The organism is Microbacterium sp. AK009, from assembly GCF_013410955.1.
In the GTDB taxonomy this organism is placed as follows: domain Bacteria; phylum Actinomycetota; class Actinomycetes; order Actinomycetales; family Microbacteriaceae; genus Microbacterium.
Genome location: NZ_JACCCG010000002.1, coordinates 139,830 through 155,723 on the forward strand (window position 1 = coordinate 139,830; position 15,894 = coordinate 155,723).

Here is a 15,894-nt window from a genome sequence, read left to right on the forward strand (position 1 = left end):
GTCCTAGTCTTCCATGAGGGCTCGGCGCATCGACGCGACGATGACGGACTCCGACGGGAGCGGCTCGTCGACATCGCCGGTGGTGAAGATCCGCACCTGACGCACCGCCTGATGCAGGAGCATCGGCAACCCCGAGACGGCTCTTCCGCCCGCACGCTCCCACGCCTGGGCGAGAGGTGTCGGCCACGTGCCGTAGACGACGTCGACCAACAGGCTCCCCGGCACCACGACCTCGTCGAGGACGGATGCCGCCAGCTCGGCGTCTCCCGGAAGGGTGGCGATGGTCAGCTCGGGCTCGATCCCGGCGGGACGCGTGCGGGGCGCGCCGAACGCCTCCGCCATGACGTGCAGGCCGAGCTTCTCGCCGAGGGCGACGAGAGGGCGGGCCGCGTCCGGGCGGCGCGCCCGGATCTCGACGTCATGCGCGCCCAGTGCTTCCAGCGCCAGAAGCGCGGAGGTCGCTGTGGCTCCCGCACCGAGGATCCTTCCGCGCCGGACCCGGTCGATCCCCTGCTCGCGGATCGCCGCGACGAGCCCGGCCACGTCGGTGTTGAAGCCGAGGATCCCCCCCTCACCGGGGATGAGGGTGTTCACCGCGCCGCTGAGCCGAGCGGCGCGGTCGAGGGTCGTCGCGGCCTCCGCGGCGACGTGCTTCAACGGCATGGTCAGCGACAGACCGCGCCACGTCTCCGACGGATCGGCGAGTGCGGCGGTGAACTGCGCCTCCGAGACCCGGCGCCGCTCGTAGGTCCACGGCAGGCCCAGCGCGGCGTACGCGGCGGTGTGAAGCTGCGGGGACCGACTGTGGGCGATCGGGTCGCCCCACACCGCCAGGCGCGTGGCGTCGGCGCTCAGCATCCCGCGTCGGGATTCTGGCTGCACCACTCCCGCCACTGCTCGACGTACCGGAGGTGCTCGTTGTAGGTCTCGGTGAAGATCGTCTCGCCCGTGTTGAGGTTGACGGTCACGAAGTACAGCCACGGGCCGTCCGCCGGGTTCATCGCCGCATTGATGGCCACGTCGCCGGGGTTGGCGATCGGACCGATCGGCAGCCCCACCTGCACGTAGGTGTTCCACGGGTTCGGATCGGTGAGGGCCTCCTCGCTCGAGCTCACCACGCCTTCGCGGCTCTCACCGACCCCGTACTGGGCGGTGGAGTCCATCTGCAGCTTGCCGAAGGTCTCCTGATTCCCGGGGTCGAGCCGGTTCTGGATGACGCGCGAGACCTTCTGCATGTCGGCCTCGTAGCGGGCTTCCCGCTGGATGATCGAGGCGATGATGAGGATCCGCTGCCGATCGTCGACGGGAACCCCCGCGGCATCCAGCGACTGCACGGTGCGGTTCACCATCGTCTGGATGACATCGGTCGCCGTGACGCCGGGATCGAACGTGTACATCGCCGGGAAGAGCCATCCCTCGAGGCTCTGGGCGGGCACGCCGTACGCGGCGGGGTCGGCCGCTGCAGCCTGCAGCTCTTCCAGCGGCATCCCGAGGCTCTCGGAGACGATCTCCAGCGTCGCCTCCGCCGTCTGCCCCTCGGGAATGAGGGCCGAGTTCTCGAGCTTGTTCTCGGGGTTCTCGATCGCCGCGAGCGCCGCCTCGGAGGTCATCTGCAGCTGCAGTCGATACACGCCCGGCATGAACGTCGGGCTTCGGCCGTTGTCGATCAGGTAGTCGTAGAAGGCGTCGGAGGTCTTGGTGACGCCCGCGTCGAAGAGCGTCTGCGAGATCGACTGGCCGGTGTCGCCCGAGACGATCGTGACGAGAGCCTCGCCGTTGGCGAGACCGTCCTCGAAGTCCGCCGGCTCTTCCCACCCCATCACCTCGCGGATCTGGGACTCGTAGGTGTTCCAGACGTACAGTCCGCCGGCGACGATGCCGCCGATGATCGCGAGCACCAGGCCGATCGCGATCGCCGCGCCGATGCGGCGCCGGCGCCGGTTCGGCTTCGGCGGCGGAGCGCCCAGGGCCTCGGTGGTGGCTTCGCCCGTAAAGAGATCCTCGAGCGTCGCGGTGCCGGCGGGCCGGGTCGCGGTGCGCGTGGCTCCCCGCTCGGCGCCCGACGGGCCGGCCGAGGCGACACCAGCGCCCACCGGCGTCTGCGCGACACGTGGCGCAGGGATCGGCGCCGGATCGCTGCGGGGTGCGGGCACCGGGGCAGACGGCCCGTCGGTGGATCGCGCGGCGGCCTCGCGGGCTGCCCGGCGCGACGGCGGCGGACCGGCAGGCCCGGAGGGATCCTCGCTCGCCGGCTCCGCGGTGCGGCGTCCTCCGGCGGGCGTATCCGCCGCTCCGGGAGCTTCGGGGGTGCTCTGAGACCGGCGGGAGTCTCGAGTGCGGGGGTCGGGCAGCTTCCCGAAGAGATCCGCGAACGGATCCTCGGACGACGGGTGATCGGGCATCAGGCGGGCTCCTGGGGGACGGGGGTTCCGGGCGGTCGTCCCTGCCGCTTCTCCACATCGAGGGCGTGCTGAAGCAGAACAACGGCCGCGGCCTGGTCCACAATGCTACGAGAAGAACGCTGCGATCTGCCCGAATCGCGCAGAACCGCATGCGCGGACACGGTGGTCAGGCGCTCGTCCACGAGCCGCACGGGCACGGCGGATGCCGTGGCGAGCTCCTCGGCGAAGGCCCGGGCATCCTCGGTCGAGGGCGTCGACTCACCGCGGAGATTCAGGGGAAGACCGACGATGAGCTCCACCGCGGAGTACTCGTCCGCGAGTTCCCGTACGCGGGCGATCGCCCGCTCGTCGCGGGCGACGGTCTCCACCGGGGTCGCGAGGAGCCCGTCCGGATCGGAGCGGGCGACCCCCACGCGGGCCTTGCCGACATCGATCCCGAGGCGGGCGCCCCGCCGGAAACCGGTCATCCCTCGGCGAGCACCCGGGTGACGGCGGCCATCGCGGCCGGCAGCGCCGTGGCATCCGTCCCCCCGCCCTGGGCGAGGTCGTCGCGCCCGCCGCCGCCGCCGCCGAGAACGCCGGCGGCGGTCTTGGCGAGCACACCCGCACGGGCCCCCGCGCTGCGCGCGGCGTCGTTCGTCGCCACGATCACCACCGGACGCTCCCCCACGACGGCGCCGAGGGCCACCACGGCGGCATCCGCACCGAGCCGCTCGCGCACCTGCAGGGCCAGGGCCCGGACGTCGTCGGCGCTCGAGGCCGCGCCCAGGCTCTCGGCGACGACCGCGTAGGCGCCGTGACGGGAGGCGGCGGCGACCAGCTGCGGGAGGCGCTCGCCGAGCGCCTTCGACTCGAGCTGGGCGATCTTCTTCTCGGCGGCCTTCAGGCTCGCCGCGAGGTCGGCGATTCGAGCGGGCAGCTGGTCGCGCGGGGTCTTCAGGGTCGAGGTCAGCTGCGACACGATGGCGCGTTCCGCCGCCAGCTCGCGGAACGCATCGGCGCCGACGAGCGCCTCGACACGGCGGTTGGAGGCACCCACCGACGACTCCCCGACGAGGCTGATGATCCCGACCTCGGCGCTGCGGTCGACGTGGGTGCCGCCGCAGAGCTCGCGCGACCAGGGTCCGCCGATGTCGACCATGCGCACGGTGTCGCCGTACTTCTCGCCGAACAGCGCCAGCGCGCCCTGTTCCTTGGCCTCGTCGAGGGAGAGCACCCGGGTGGTGACCTCGAGATTGTCGCGCACCGCGTTGTTGGCGATCTCCTCGATCTCCGACTTCGTCTCGCCCGACAGGGCCTGACCCCAGGTGAAATCGAAACGGAGATAGCCGGCGCGGTTGAGCGACCCCGCCTGCGTCGCGGACCTTCCCAGGGTGTCGCGGAGCGCCGCGTGGACGAGGTGGGTCGCCGAATGCGCCTGCATCGCCGCCCGGCGGTTCGCCGCGTCGACGACCGAGGTGGCGGGCTGGCCCACCCCGACCTCGCCCGTGCGCACCTCGACGGTGTGGCTGATCAGGCCCGCCACCGGACGCTGCACGTCGATCACATCGAGTTCGTACCCCGGCCCGACGATCACGCCCTTGTCGGCCACCTGGCCGCCCGATTCGGCGTACAGGGCCGTCTCGGCGAGGATGACCTCGGCGATCTCGCCCGTGCGGGCGCGATCGACCGACACACCGTCGACGAGGACGCCGAGAACCGTGGATTCGGTCTCGAGGTCGGTGTAGCCGGTGAAGGCGGTTTCGCCCCGGGCGCGGAACTCCCGGTAGACGCTGTGGTCGGCGATGGCGCGCTTGCGCGCCTTGGCGTCGGCCTTCGCACGGGAGCGCTGCTCCTGCATGAGCGTGTCGAAAGCGGCGCGATCGACGCTCAGCCCCGCCTCCTCGGCGATCTCGAGCGTCAGGTCGATCGGGAATCCGTAGGTGTCGTGCAGCAGGAACGCGTCGGCGCCCGCGAGGCTCGTGCCTCCGGCATCCTTGGTCGTCGCCACCGCCAGGTCGAGGATGGTCGAGCCCGACGCGAGAGTGCGCAGGAACGTCTCCTCCTCGGCGACCGCGTACGCCGACAGGCGGGAGTGCTCGGTCTCGAGGTTCGGGTAGGCGGCCTTCATCGCGTCGCGAGACACCGCGAACAGCTCGGGGAAGGTGGGCGCATCCACCCCCAGCAGGCGCATCGCACGGATCGCCCGGCGCATGAGTCGTCGCAGGATGTAGCCCCGTCCCTCGTTGGAGGGTGTGACGCCGTCGGCGAGGAGCATCAGCGAGGAGCGGACGTGGTCGGCCACGACGCGGAAGCGCACATCGTCGTCGTGCACGGCGCCGTAGCGCCGACCCGAGAGCTCCACCGCGCGATCGAGCACCGGCCGCACCTGGTCGGTCTCGTACATGTTCTCCACGCCCTGCTTGAGGAACGCGACGCGCTCGAGACCCATGCCGGTGTCGATGTTCTTCTGCGGCAGCTCGCCGATGATGTCGAAGTCGACCTTGGAGCGGACGTTCGTGATCGCGTACTGCATGAACACGAGGTTCCAGATCTCCACGTACCGGTCGTCATCGGTGGCGGGACCCCCGTCGATGCCGTACGCCGGACCACGGTCGAAGAAGATCTCGGAGCAGGGCCCGGCGGGGCCGGGCTGTCCGGTGCTCCAGTAGTTCGAGTCGCGTCCGAGACGCTGGATGCGGTCGGGCGAGATGCTGGCGACGGTGCGCCAGAGCGACTCGGCCTCGTCGTCGTCCTCGTAGACGGTGACCCACAGGTCCTTCTCGTCGAACCCGAGACCGCCGTCGGCTTCGGAGGAGAGCAGCAGGTCCCACGCGTAGCGGATCGCACCCTCCTTGAAGTAGTCGCCGAACGACCAGTTGCCGAGCATCTGGAAGAAGGTGCCGTGCCGAGGAGTCTTGCCGACCTCATCGATGTCGTTGGTGCGGATGCACTTCTGCACGTCGGCGGCGCGCGGATAGGGCGCCGGGACCACTCCGGTGAGGTACGGGATGAAGGGCACCATACCGGCGACGGTGAACAGCAGCGACGGGTCGTCGCTGACGAGCGACGCCGACGGGACGATGGTGTGGCCGTTGCGCTCGAAGTAGTCGAGGTAGCGCTGGGCGATCTCAGCGGTTCTCATGCGAAGTCCTCAGGAAGACGTGGATGATCCGCCCGCGGAGCGAGCGGATACGGATCGGGCGACGGATCAGTCGGATGACGCTGCGGCCGCCTTGGCCTTTGCCTTGGCCAGCACCTCGGCAGCGGCATCCGCGGCCGCCTCGACGACGTCTTCGGCAGCGTCACCGAGGTCGTCGAGCGTGTCGGCGAAGCGCCCCTGCTGGTCGCGGTAGGCATCGCCCATGCGGTCGGTGAACTCGGAGATCCGGGCGTCGACCTCGGCGAGGAGTTCTGCTCCACGGGGGTTCTTGTTCACCACATGGGCGGCGACGAACCCGCCGATGATCCCGATCAAGAACCACAGGAGACTTCTCATCACACCACTTCCTCCGCCGCGGGCGCGGCACTTTCTCATCGTAGGCGGAAACGACGGAAGGCGCCGGGGTGACCCCGACGCCTTCCGAGAGGCATGCAGCCGACGAACGTCAGCGCGCGGCGTGTCTCGATACGGGCGCTGCGCGCCCTACTCGACAACCACTACGCCACACGCAGCCGACGAAACGTCAGCGCGCGGCGTAGTACTCGACGACGAGCTGGACGTCACAGACGACGGGCACCTCGGCGCGCTTGGGGCGACGCACGAGCTGCGCCTGCAGCTTGTCGAGCTCGACCTGCAGGTAGCCCGGAACGGGGGGCAGCACGTCGGCGTGTCCACCGGCGGCGGCGACCTGGAAGGGCTCGGTGCCCTCGCTCTTGGCCTTGACGTGGATGGTCTGGCCCGGCTTCACACGGAACGACGGGCGGTCGACGGTCTGGCCGTCGACGAGGATGTGACGGTGCACGACCATCTGGCGGGCCTGCGCGGTGGTGCGGGCGAAGCCCGAGCGCAGCACCAGGGCGTCCAGGCGCATCTCGAGCAGCTCGACGAGGTTCTCACCCGTCAGGCCCTGCGTACGACGGGCCTCGTTGAACGTGTTGCGCATCTGCTTCTCGCGGATGCCGTACTGCTCGCGAAGACGCTGCTTCTCGCGCAGACGGACGGCGTAGTCGCTGTCGGCCTTGCGCTTGGTGCGTCCGTGCTCACCCGGAGCGTAGGGACGCTTCTCGAGGTAGCGGGCGGCCTTCGGGGTGAGGGCCACGCCGAGGGCGCGGGACAGGCGGACCTTGCGGCGGTCCTGGGACTTCGTAGCCACGAAGTGTTCCTTTCGATGACGCTGCCGTGTCTTTCACGGCTCGCGGACGTATCGCCCCTCTTCGCCCTTTCGGACTGCACGCCGGGGCACGCCGGAAGGTCGGTGAAGAAGAGAGGGGATGCCCGAAAACGGTGTTTCGAGCCGGTCCAGTCTACCAGATGGCCCTTTCCGCACCTTGTCCCGCGTCCCGCGGCCGAGACCCCCATCCGCTGTCGAGACCCACCGCGCCGTGATCTGTGTCGACGGTCGAGGTGCGTCTGGGCGCCGCACGGTGGTGACGCGCCCAAGCCGACCCTCGAGAGCCGCGCCCGCATTCACTCCCCCAGGAGCTTTCTGATCTTCTCCAGGCGCGCGTGCACGTCGCGCTCCTGTCCGTGGACGGTCGGCCGGTAGTACCGCTTCCCGCGCAGCTCGTCGGGGAGGTACTGCTGCGCAACCACGCCCACCTCGCTGTCGTGCGGATAGACGTACCCCTTGCCGTGGCCGAGGCGCTTCGCCCCCGGGTAGTGCGCGTCGCGCAGATGCACCGGCACCCGCCCGAATCCTCCGGCGCGGACGTCGGCGATGGCGGCGTCGACGGCGACGTAGGCCGCGTTCGACTTCGCCGTCGTCGCCAGGTAAGCCGTCGCCTCCGCCAGCGGGATACGACCCTCCGGCATCCCGATGAGCTGCACGGCATCGGCCGCGGCGACCGCGATGACGAGGGCCTGCGGGTCGGCGAGGCCGATGTCTTCGGATGCCGAGATGATCAGCCGTCGGGCGATGAAGCGCGGGTCCTCTCCTGCCTCGATCATGCGGGCGAGGTAATGGATCGCCGCGTCGACGTCCGAGCCGCGGATCGCTTTGATGAACGCGCTGATGACGTCGTAGTGCTCGTCGCCCTCGCGGTCGTACCGCAGCAGCGCCCGGTCGACGGCCTGCGAGACGTGGTCGACGGTGATGGTCGGAGCCGTGGCATCCGATTCCGCGGCGTCCTCGTCTGTGGCCTCGACCTCCGCCGCATCGCGCTCAGCCAGCGACGCTGCCGCCTCCAAGGCGGTGAGGGCGCGCCGGCCGTCACCGGAGGCGAGCCGGACCAGCGCGTCGCGGGCGTCGGCGTCGAGGGCGAGCCTGCCGCCCAGTCCCCGCGGATCGTCCACCGCGCGGTCGACCAGCACGCCCAGATCGGCGTCGGTGAGCGGGCGGAGCGTGAGGAGCAGCGACCGTGACAGCAGCGGCGAGATGACCGAGAACGAGGGGTTCTCGGTGGTCGCCGCGATGAGGACGACCCACCCGTTCTCCACCCCGGGGAGGAGCGCATCCTGCTGCGCCTTGGTGAACCGGTGGATCTCGTCGAGGAACAGGATCGTCGACTGCCCGTAGAGGTCGCGCTGCGTAAGGGAGTCCTGCATCACCTCGCGGACGTCTTTGACCCCCGCTGTCACTGCCGACAGCTCCACGAAGCGCCGGCCCGACGAGCGTGCGATCGCCTGGGCGAGCGTGGTCTTGCCCGTGCCGGGCGGACCCCAGAGGATCACCGAGGTCGCTGTCGTCCCTGTCGACGCAGGATCGGCGAGGGTGACCAGCGGGGAACCCTTACGCAGCAGATGCCCCTGCCCCGCGACCTCACCGAGGGACGTGGGGCGCATCCGCACGGCGAGGGGCGTGTGGCTGCGCACAAGACCCGCCGTATCACTCACTCCCTAAGGCTAACGGTGGCCGCCGACACCGCCTCTCCCCGGCGTTTGGCGGCCCCCCGGCGCTGTGCATAGGATCATCACGCCCGGGACCGCCGGGACCGAAGGAGGATCGGTGGCCACCGGAAGCAAGGATCGTGCGTCCCGCGCGGAACGCGAGCGTGCCCGGCTCTACCAGGCCCGACAGAGCTTCCACGAGGGTCAGCAGCGCCGACGCCGCCGCGACAACCTCATCGCCGGTGTTGCCGGCGGCCTGCTGATCGCGGGGATCGTCGCCGCGCAGACCGCCTACTTCACCGTCGGACCCGGGGTGCCCGAACCCGCCCCCTCCCCGACGCAGACCTCGGTGCCCAGCCCGACCGACGCACCTGCGCCCGAGCCGACGCCGCTCGAGACCACCCCCGCGCCGAGCAGCGAGCCGAGCGGCGACCCCTCCGCTCCTGCAGATCAATAGGCGCACCCCGACGCAATCCCCTCGCCAGGCCGCGACGCCGTACTAGGCTGGGGCGCGTCCATCCCCCACACCCGGCCTCGGCCGCGATGAGGTGCATCCCGTGACTGCCGCAGCAGACCCCACCAGCCCGGAAACCCCCACCGACGACCAGCCCTGGGGCCGCGTCGACGAGGACGGCACCGTATCGGTGCGAGAGTCGGACGGATGGCGCGTCGTCGGCCAGTTCCCCGACGGCTCGCCCGAAGAGGCGCTGGCCTACTTCGAGCGCAAGTTCACCGACCTCGCCGCCGAGGTGACGCTCCTCGAAGTTCGTCACCGTCGTGGCGGCGCCTCGGCCAGCGACCTCCGCGCCACGGCGACCTCGCTGCAGGCGAAGATCAGCGGCGCCGCCGCGGTGGGCGACCTCGCGGCCCTCGAGGCACGGGTCGCACACCTCACCTCGTCCCTGGCCGAAGCCTCCGCGACGGAGGCCGCCGCAGCCCGCGAGGCCGTGGACGCCGCTGTGAAGGAGCGCACCGCACTCGTCGAGCGCGCAGAGGAGCTCGCCGCCCGCGATCCGCGATCGGTGCAGTGGAAGCAGGTCTCGGCGGAGCTGTCGGCACTGTTCGACCAGTGGCAGTCGCAGCAGCAGAACGGTCCCCGACTGCCCCGTTCGACAGCGCAGCAGCTGTGGAAGCGTTTCCGCGACGCACGGGCCACCATCGACAAGCACCGCCGGGCGTTCTACGCCGAGCTCGATGAGGCCCACAAGTCCGTCCGCGAGCGTAAGACCCGACTGATCGAACGCGCCGAAGCCCTCGCCCCGCGCGGTGAGGATGGCATCGGGGCCTATCGCGACCTTCTGGACGAGTGGAAGTCGGCAGGCCGCGCAGGCAAGAAGGCCGATGACGCGCTCTGGGCGCGCTTCAAGGCCGCCGGTGACGCGCTCTACACCGCACGCGGCGAACGGGAGGCAGCCGACGCCGAAGCCTCGAAGGAGAAGATCGAGGCGAAGAAGGCGCTGCTGGTGGAGGCTCGCCCGATCCCCGATGAGAAGGACCTCGCCAAGGCCCGGACGCTGCTGACCGGCATCCAGCGGAAGTGGGATGAGATCGGCCGCATCTTCCCCCGCGACGCCGAGCGTTCGCTCGACGACGAGCTCCGCAAGATCGAGCAGGCCGTGCGGTCGCGCGAGGAGGTCGAGTGGAAGCGCAACGACCCCGAGACGCAGGCACGGGCCGATGACATGACCCGTCAGCTGACCGACGCCATCGCCAAGCTCGAAGTCGAGGTGGCGACCGCCGAGGAATCCGGAGATGCGCGTGCGGTGGCGAAGGCCAAGGAAGCTCTCGAGGCCCGGCGGGCCTGGTTGCGCGCACTCGGGGGCTGATCGCCGCCGGGGTTGTCCACAGGGTCACCCGACGGCGACCCATTCCCGGCAGACTCGCCGCCATGGCCACGTCGCGCTTCCTCTACCTCCCGGGCGACCGGTTGTCGGGCACCGAGCTGTCGGCCGCACGCCTGGACGGCGACGTCGTCGAAGTCGGCGACGGCTACATGCCGGCCGATGCGGTGGAGACGGCGGCGCTGCGAGCCGGGTCGCTCCGCGGCATCCTGACCGATCTCTTCGCCGCCACCCATCTCAGCGCCGCCTGGATCCACGACGCGATCGCCGAACCGCCTGCGCGCCACACGGTGCAGCGGGCTGTGGCGCGACGGGTCACGGCCGTGCACGACCGGCGCGTGGTCGTGCGGGACACCGCTCTCGACCGGGGCGACCTCGAGCGGGTGGGCGGGGTCTGGGTGACCACTCCCGTCCGAACACTCGCCGACCTCTGCCGGGTCGGTGACGAGACGCACCGCCGCGCCGCTCAGAAATTCTCTCAACTGCGCCCTGGGCTGGCCGAGATCACCCGCGCACATCTCAGCAGCCAAGGTCGGATGCCGCACAAGAGGCGGGCCCTCAATGTTCTCGCCGAGCTGGCGGCCCGACCGGCCGATCAGGAAGACGTCACGCGATAGACGTCGTAAACCGCATCGATCCGCCGCACGGCGTTGAGGACGCGGTCCAGGTGGACGGTGTCGCCCATCTCGAACACGAATCGGCTGATGGCCAGCCGGTCGTTGGAGGTCGAGACGGTGGCCGACAGGATGTTGACGTGGTGCTCGCTGAGCACCCGCGTGACATCGCTCAGCAGACCCGAGCGATCGAGCGCCTCGACCTGGATCTGGACGAGGAACACGCTCTTGGTGGTCGGTGCCCACTCCACCTCGATGAGACGCTCGGGGTCTTCCTTCAGCGACCGCACGTTGGTGCAGTCCGCACGGTGCACCGACACGCCGCTGCCACGGGTGACGAAGCCCACGATCTCATCGCCGGGAACAGGCGTGCAGCACTTGGCGAGCTTGACCAGGATGTCGGGCGCGCCGCGGACCAGCACCCCGGACTCGCCCCCGCGGGGCGCCCGCGACCGCCCGACCGCCGGGAGGTCGATCGGGCCCGTCGAGGTGTCTTCGGCCGCGCTCACCAACGCGGTCACCTTCTCGATCACCGACTGCGTCGACACGTGCCCCTCGCCGACCGCGGCGTACAGCGCCGAGACGTCCTCGTAACGCAGCTGCCGGGCGACCTCGGTGAAGGAGTCCTGGTTCATCAGGCGCTGAAGCGGGAGATTCTGGCGGCGCATCGCCCGGGCGATGGCATCCTTCCCCTGCTCGACCGCTTCCTCGCGGCGCTCCTTGGTGAACCAGCCGCGGATCTTGTTGCGGGCGCGGGTGCTCTTGACGAATCCGAGCCAGTCCTGGCTGGGACCTGCATCGGGATTCTTCGAGGTGAACACCTCGACCACGTCGCCGCTGTTGAGCTCGGACTCCAGCGGCACGAGCCGCCCGTTGACCTTCGCCCCCATCGTCCGATGGCCGATCTCGGTGTGGACGGCGTAGGCGAAGTCCACCGGCGTCGCCCCCGAGGGCAGTCCGATGACGCGGCCCTTGGGCGTGAAGACGTAGACCTCTTTCGCGCCGATCTCGAAACGCAGCGAGTCGAGGAACTCCCCCGGGTCGGCGGTCTCGGCCTGCCAGTCGGAGATGTGGGCGAGCCAGGCCATGTCGGCGTCGACGGCTTTCGCGTCGGTCTTGCCGCCGTTCATCCGTTCCTTGTACTTCCAATGCGCGGCCACGCCGTACTCGGCCTGCTGGTGCATCTCATTGGTGCGGATCTGGATCTCCACCGTGCGTCCCGCCGGACCGATGACGGTGGTGTGCAGCGACTGGTAGAGGTTGAACTTGGGAGTGGCGATGTAGTCCTTGAAACGGCCCGACAGCGGTGTCCACCGCGCGTGGATCGCGCCGAGCACCGCGTAGCAGTCGCGAACGCTCCCGACCAGCACCCGGATCCCGATGAGGTCGTAGATGTCGTCGAATTCGCGACCTCGGACGATCATCTTCTGGTACACCGAGTACAGCTGCTTCGGGCGACCCATCACGCGGCCGCGGACGCGCAGGTCGCGGAGATCCCCTTCGACGGCTTCGATGACGCTCTGGACGTACTGCTCACGCTGCGGAGTGCGCTGCTTGACGAGACTGTCGATCTCGGCATAGAGCTTGGGGTGCAGCACGGCGAAGGACAGGTCCTCGAGCTCGGACTTGATCGTCTGGATACCCAGCCGATGCGCGAGCGGGGCGTAGATCTCGAGGGTCTCGGTGGCCTTCTTCTTCGCCTTCTCGGGCGGGACGAAACCCCAGGTGCGAGCGTTGTGGAGGCGGTCGGCGAGCTTGATGATGAGGACCCGGATGTCGCGCGACATCGCCACGATCATCTTGCGGACGGTCTCGGCCTGCGCGCTCTCGCCGTACTTGACCTTGTCGAGTTTGGTGACGCCGTCCACCAGCATGGCGACCTCGTCGCCGAACTCGGCCGTCAGGGTGTCGAGCGGGTAGCCGGTGTCCTCGACGGTGTCGTGAAGCAGAGCCGCCGCGATCGCGCGGGGACCCAACCCCAGATCGGCGAGAATCTGCGCCACCGCGAGGGGATGCGTGATGTAGGGCTCGCCGCTCTGCCGCGTCTGCCCGGAGTGTGCCTTCTCGGCGACGGTGTAGGCACGCTCGATGATCGTCAGGTCGCCCTTGGGATGATGCGTGCGCACGGTGCGCAGCAGACGTTCGACGTCGTCGCGGCGGGCGGAGCGGGAGAAGATGCGGGGCACGAGCCTGCGCAGTGACGAGGTCGTCTGCGACGCCGGCGGCGCCGGAGCGGACGGGACCGTCTCGGTCATCGAGCCCCTCCCTCCGCTGGACACCTCATCCTACGCCGCGCGTGCGAGCGCTCCGCGCCGCGGGGTGCGATGCCCGCGCACGCGTGCCGTACTCAGATCGGAGTGCCGGCGAGCTCGCGTGCGGCGGTGACCCGCTCGTCGCGCGCTCGCACCGCGGGCTCCTTCTCGCGGAACAGCGCATACAGCGGAGCGGCGACGAAGATCGTCGAGTAGGCCGCGACGATCGTGCCGACGAAGATCGACAGCGAGATGTCGGTGAGCGTCCGTGCCCCGAGCCAGAGCGCACCGATGAAGAGAATCGCCCCGGTGGGGAGGATCGCCACGACGGTGGTGTTGATGGATCGGACGAGGGTCTGGTTCACGGCCAGGTTGACGGACTCGCCGAACGTCCGGCCCGACACCTCGCCGTCTTCGCTGGTGTTCTCCCTGATCTTGTCGAAGACCACCGTGGTGTCGTACAGCGCGTAGGAGAGGATCGTGAGGAAGCCGATCACCGCAGCCGGTGAGATCTCGAATCCGAACAGGGCGTAGATCCCGATCGTGATGACCAGCACGTCGACGAGACCGATGATCGCCGCGGCCGACATCTTCCAGGTGCGGAAGTACAGCGCGAGGATGAGGAAGGTCAGCGCGAGGAAGATCGCCAGGCCCCACAGCGACTGCCGTGTGACATCCGCACCCCAGCTGGGGCCGATGAACGAATAGCTGACGTCGGCGACGGGAACCTGGTACCCGTCGGCGAGAGCTTCGGAGATCTGCAGGCTCTCGTCGTCGGTCACCTGGTCGGTCTGCACCCGGATGGCGTCGGAGCCGACCGTGACGACCCGGGTGACCGCGTCGGGGACGACGGACTGCACCGCCTCGGTGGCGACGGCCTGGTCGGTGGTCGTGACGCCGGAGACGGTGAACTGCGAGCCACCGGTGAACTCGATCGAGAGCTGGATGGGACGGAACAGCGGCACCAGCGCCGCACCGATCACGAGGATCGCCGCGATGATGAACCACAGCCGCCGCCGCCCGACGAACGGGAAGCTGGTCTTGCCGGTGTAGAGGTCGTTGCCGAGCTGGCTCATGGACCGCATCAGTGGTCTCCGTCCTTGACCTTCGTTGCGGACTTGCCGGACTCCGCGGCGGTGAGTTCCGCCTGCTTGCGTTCGGCGATGGTCTGCCGTCGCTCCGCTTCCCCTCGAGCCTTGGCCGCACGGCGTGCCGCGGGGGTCTTCCCCGCTGACACCGGTGCACGGAACTGCGCCCGACCCCGGTAGACGGCGCCGAGGGCTTCCGGATCGAGACCTGACAGTGGATGACCCGAACCGAAGAAGCGCGTTCGAGCCAGCAGCTGCAGCACCGGGTGGGTGAAGAGGATGAAGATCAGCACGTCGATCACCGTGGTCAGGCCGAGGGTGAAGGCGAAACCCTTCACGGTGGCGTCGGCCAGGATGTAGAGGACGACGGCGGCGAGAACGTTGATCGACTTGGAGATGTAGATCGTGCGGCGTGCTCGGGCCCAGCCGTCTTCGACCGCGCCCGTGATCGACTTGCCGTCGCGGAGCTCATCACGTATTCGTTCGAAGTAGACGATGAAGCTGTCGGCGGTGAATCCGATCGAGACGATCACACCGGCCACACCGGCCAGCGACAGGCGGTAGCCGATGCGCCAGGCGAGGATGCAGAGGGTGATGTAGGTCAGAACGCCCATCACGATGAGCGAGGCGATGATGACGAACCCGAGCGCGCGGTACACCGCGAGCGAGTAGAGCGCGACCAGGATCAGGCCGATAAGTCCGGCGATGAGTCCGATCTGCAGCTGCTGGGATCCGAGGGTCGCGGAAATGGTGTCGGAGCTGACGACCTCGAAGCTCAGCGGCAGGGCCCCGTACCGCAGCTGGTCGGCGAGCACCTGCGCGGTCTCCTGCGTGAAGCTGCCGGTGATGCTGGGCTGGCCGTCGAGGATGACCCCGTTCATCGACGGCGCGGAGAGCACCGAGCCGTCCAGCACGAAGGCGAACTGGTTCAGCGGCGGCGCGGCACCGAACAGGCGCTGGCTGATCTCGCCGAAGATCTGCGTGCCCTCGCCGTCGAAGACGAGGTTGACCGCCCACCGTCCGTCGGTCTGCTGCAGACCGAAGGTGGCATCGTCGATGGCCGATCCGTCGAGCTCGACCGGTCCGAGGATGTACTTCACCGTGCCCGTGGGGTCACAGGTGATGAGCGGCTGGTCGGCGGGGGCGTTTGCGGGATCGTTCGCCGGATCGGAGCAGTTGTACGCGTCGTACTGCGCCTGGAGCGCCGGGGTGATCCAAGCGGGGTCGCTGCCGTCGGACGGCGAGGGTGAGGGTGTCGACGGCAGGGACGGATCGGGGGTGGGGTACGGCGTCTGGTTGCCGTCCTGCCCGATGAATGCGCCGGACGTCTCGTTGCTCGTGGCGAGCACCGCGCGCAGCTGCAGCTGCGCCGACTGCTCGATGCGCTGACGGGTCTCCTCGTCGGCCTCACCGGGGATCTGCACGACGATCTGGTTACCGGCCTGCGTCGCGACATCCGCCTCACCCACGCCGGAGGCGTCGACGCGCTGGCGGATGATCGTGACCGCCTGATCCATCTGCTCGCTCGACGGCGGTTCGGCGTTCTCGGTCTGCGCCTGAAGCACGATCTGGGTGCCGCCCTGGAGGTCGAGCGCGAGCTCGGGAACCCAGGAGCTCTGGCCGAAGCCGTAGACACCGAGTGCATTGACTCCGAACAGGGCTGCCGTGATCGCCAGCAGGCCGATCAGGGCCCGCCAGGCGCGGCGGACGGGGGTGGATGTGGCCACGA

Annotated in this window: 13 protein-coding genes; 3 read left to right on the plus strand and 10 right to left on the minus strand. The window is 69.5% G+C overall.

Features of this window, described 5'->3' with window-relative positions; genetic code table 11:
• Window positions 1-3 precede the first annotated feature (3 nt).
• From HDC37_RS04590 to HDC37_RS04620, 7 genes are all read right to left on the minus strand, one after another.
• A complete protein-coding gene (locus HDC37_RS04590; protein WP_179559241.1) occupies window positions 4-858 on the minus strand; it encodes a shikimate dehydrogenase in 855 nt (284 codons plus the stop codon).
• Window positions 852-2,402: an endolytic transglycosylase MltG gene (mltG, locus tag HDC37_RS04595; RefSeq protein WP_179559242.1), complete on the minus strand. Its 1,551-nt coding sequence runs from the start codon at window positions 2,400-2,402 to the stop codon at window positions 852-854. Before mltG ends, HDC37_RS04590 begins: the two co-directional genes overlap by 7 nt.
• A complete protein-coding gene (gene ruvX / locus HDC37_RS04600; RefSeq protein ID WP_179559243.1) occupies window positions 2,402-2,869 on the minus strand; it encodes a Holliday junction resolvase RuvX in 468 nt (155 codons plus the stop codon). Before ruvX ends, mltG begins: the two co-directional genes overlap by 1 nt.
• Window positions 2,866-5,526 (minus strand): alanine--tRNA ligase, encoded by a 2,661-nt coding sequence (gene alaS / locus HDC37_RS04605; protein WP_179559244.1) that lies wholly within the window; start codon window positions 5,524-5,526, stop codon window positions 2,866-2,868. Before alaS ends, ruvX begins: the two co-directional genes overlap by 4 nt.
• A 66-nt stretch (window positions 5,527-5,592) precedes the next feature.
• On the minus strand, window positions 5,593-5,880 hold the full coding sequence (locus HDC37_RS04610; protein WP_179559245.1) for an ATPase: 288 nt from the start codon (window positions 5,878-5,880) through the stop codon (window positions 5,593-5,595).
• A gap of 187 nt (window positions 5,881-6,067) precedes the next feature.
• On the minus strand, window positions 6,068-6,697 hold the full coding sequence (rpsD, locus tag HDC37_RS04615; RefSeq protein ID WP_124293195.1) for a 30S ribosomal protein S4: 630 nt from the start codon (window positions 6,695-6,697) through the stop codon (window positions 6,068-6,070).
• A gap of 314 nt (window positions 6,698-7,011) precedes the next feature.
• Window positions 7,012-8,325 (minus strand): replication-associated recombination protein A, encoded by a 1,314-nt coding sequence (locus HDC37_RS04620; RefSeq protein WP_179559568.1) that lies wholly within the window; start codon window positions 8,323-8,325, stop codon window positions 7,012-7,014.
• 163 nt (window positions 8,326-8,488) lie between these two features.
• Between HDC37_RS04620 and HDC37_RS04625 the strand changes: the two genes are divergently transcribed.
• The 3 genes from HDC37_RS04625 to HDC37_RS04635 all read left to right on the plus strand — a co-directional run bounded on the left by HDC37_RS04625 (window position 8,489) and on the right by HDC37_RS04635 (window position 10,828).
• Window positions 8,489-8,827: a dioxygenase gene (locus HDC37_RS04625; RefSeq protein WP_179559246.1), complete on the plus strand. Its 339-nt coding sequence runs from the start codon at window positions 8,489-8,491 to the stop codon at window positions 8,825-8,827.
• A gap of 100 nt (window positions 8,828-8,927) precedes the next feature.
• Complete coding sequence (locus HDC37_RS04630) at window positions 8,928-10,196, plus strand: DUF349 domain-containing protein (RefSeq protein WP_308472090.1); 1,269 nt, start codon at window positions 8,928-8,930, stop codon at window positions 10,194-10,196.
• Between the two features lie 62 nt (window positions 10,197-10,258).
• Window positions 10,259-10,828 carry a hypothetical protein gene (locus HDC37_RS04635; RefSeq protein WP_179559248.1) on the plus strand — a complete coding sequence of 190 codons (570 nt, stop codon included), beginning with the start codon at window positions 10,259-10,261 and terminating at the stop codon, window positions 10,826-10,828.
• Here the strand turns inward: HDC37_RS04635 and HDC37_RS04640 are convergent.
• The 3 genes from HDC37_RS04640 to secD form a co-directional block, all read right to left on the minus strand.
• Window positions 10,807-13,080, minus strand: a complete 2,274-nt coding sequence (locus HDC37_RS04640) for a bifunctional (p)ppGpp synthetase/guanosine-3',5'-bis(diphosphate) 3'-pyrophosphohydrolase (protein ID WP_179559249.1) — start codon at window positions 13,078-13,080, stop codon at window positions 10,807-10,809. The two genes, HDC37_RS04635 and HDC37_RS04640, sit on opposite strands and share 22 nt — an antisense overlap.
• A gap of 92 nt (window positions 13,081-13,172) precedes the next feature.
• A complete protein-coding gene (gene secF / locus HDC37_RS04645) occupies window positions 13,173-14,162 on the minus strand; it encodes a protein translocase subunit SecF (RefSeq protein WP_179559250.1) in 990 nt (329 codons plus the stop codon).
• A complete protein-coding gene (secD, locus tag HDC37_RS04650) occupies window positions 14,162-15,892 on the minus strand; it encodes a protein translocase subunit SecD (RefSeq protein ID WP_179559251.1) in 1,731 nt (576 codons plus the stop codon). The genes secF and secD overlap by 1 nt, the downstream gene beginning before the upstream one ends.
• Between the last annotated feature and the right edge of the window lie 2 nt (window positions 15,893-15,894).

Bases quoted from the DNA above. Each gene is read 5' to 3' on its own strand.
- HDC37_RS04590 (WP_179559241.1), bottom strand. From the start codon at position 858: ATGCTGAGCGCCGACGCCACGCGCCTGGCGGTGTGGGGCGACCCGATC.
- mltG (WP_179559242.1), bottom strand. From the start codon at position 2,402: ATGCCCGATCACCCGTCGTCCGAGGATCCGTTCGCGGATCTCTTCGGG.
- ruvX (WP_179559243.1), bottom strand. From the start codon at position 2,869: ATGACCGGTTTCCGGCGGGGCGCCCGCCTCGGGATCGATGTCGGCAAG.
- alaS (WP_179559244.1), bottom strand. From the start codon at position 5,526: ATGAGAACCGCTGAGATCGCCCAGCGCTACCTCGACTACTTCGAGCGC.
- HDC37_RS04610 (WP_179559245.1), bottom strand. From the start codon at position 5,880: ATGAGAAGTCTCCTGTGGTTCTTGATCGGGATCATCGGCGGGTTCGTC.
- HDC37_RS04620 (WP_179559568.1), bottom strand. From the start codon at position 8,325: ATGCGCCCCACGTCCCTCGGTGAGGTCGCGGGGCAGGGGCATCTGCTG.
- HDC37_RS04635 (WP_179559248.1), top strand. From the start codon at position 10,259: ATGGCCACGTCGCGCTTCCTCTACCTCCCGGGCGACCGGTTGTCGGGC.
- HDC37_RS04640 (WP_179559249.1), bottom strand. From the start codon at position 13,080: ATGACCGAGACGGTCCCGTCCGCTCCGGCGCCGCCGGCGTCGCAGACG.
- secF (WP_179559250.1), bottom strand. From the start codon at position 14,162: ATGCGGTCCATGAGCCAGCTCGGCAACGACCTCTACACCGGCAAGACC.